This window comes from Nostoc sp. UIC 10890, assembly GCF_054786515.1.
On record NZ_JBSGKF010000159.1, the window covers coordinates 1 to 1,280 of the forward strand.

Consider the following 1,280-nt stretch of genomic DNA (forward strand, 5'->3'; position numbering starts at 1 on the left):
GACTTCGCCTGATTGGTTTGGGCAGTCATATCTGTGACATCAATCTGAGCCAAGACTTGACCTTTATGGAAGCGATCACCTGATTCTAGCGATAACTTGGTAATCCTTCCCATCACCCGTGTTGACAGGGTTGCCTGATCAACAGGACGAATTGAACCAGAAAGTTCCAAGGTATTGACGATTGGTTGAGAACGAATAGTCAGGGTTTCAACTGCGATCGCCTGGACTAAGGCGGCTTCTGGTGAATGGGTAGAGCGAGTCAATTGTAAAATGCCCCAGGTTCCTCCTGCCAGCAGCAATGCACCTAAGAGCCATAATTCCCACCCCTGACGAGAAAGCCTTGGTGAAGGAGACTGTTTTTGCTCAGTTAATCCATCAATTGTTGTATCAATCGGTTCATTCAGCGATTCATCTGAGGTAGTGTGAGTCATAGAATTAAGTCTTGCTTCTTAGAAGTCATAAATAGGGTACTAGTACTGTGATCTAGCCAACAATGCTAAACTAACTTTTAGAATCTTTCTCTCTGTGTTCTCCGTGCCTCTGTGGTTCGTTATTTAAACTAAGCAAACTTCGCTTGACAGACTACTAGGCAAGCCAAAGCGTCTACGTTATTCCGTAACTTGTGGATAACGCACTGGAATCCCTAGTGTGCTTTGAATCCGATTAGCAAAGCTCTGCAATAGGTCAACTGAAACATATTTGAGCGATCGCCCTAAATCAGAGTTTTCCGAGAGATGATTACCTCTTGCCTCCAAAAGATGGGTAAGAGGTTTAGGACGGGTTGGCGTATTTAGCTGAATTTCATCTGGGCATAACATCTGCATCAGAGAAATGTATGCTTCTTGTTCTCGATCATTCCATTCGGTTAGTAGCATGGTTTGAATTGCTAGTCGTCCGGTATAGATCCGGCGAAATTCTAAGATCCCTGCCCAAACGTGCATCAGGTCGAGATCGGATAGTGAGCGGTTGACGAGATGAAACCGTTGAATACCGACAGCATCAAGTTTGACAGCGACCAGATCGGCGATCGCCAATGCTTCTCTAACTGACGCATCGAGAAGCAAACTTCCATTTGTCAATACCGCTATAGTCTTGTTTGTAAAGGCTTTAGCAGTTATTAAAATCTCTGCTAAATTTAATGCTAGTGTAGGTTCTCCGCTACCGCTTAACGTCACACAATCGATATCTGATGGCGTAAAGTATTGCAATTCTTGATGAATTTTTTGGGTAGGAACAAAGATCCGGCGATGAAGGCTTTGATGCTCAATTTTTCCCAATTG

General features: G+C 44.0%; 2 protein-coding genes. Both read right to left on the reverse strand.

Annotation, left to right across the window (positions count from 1 at the left end):
- The coding region (locus tag ACWATR_RS40095) for a hypothetical protein (protein ID WP_460345971.1) at positions 1-431 on the reverse strand (431 nt) is incomplete at its 3' end.
- 177 nt (positions 432-608) lie between these two features.
- Positions 609-1,280 (reverse strand): radical SAM protein (locus ACWATR_RS40100; RefSeq protein WP_460345974.1); only part of this gene is annotated, 672 nt, incomplete at its 5' end.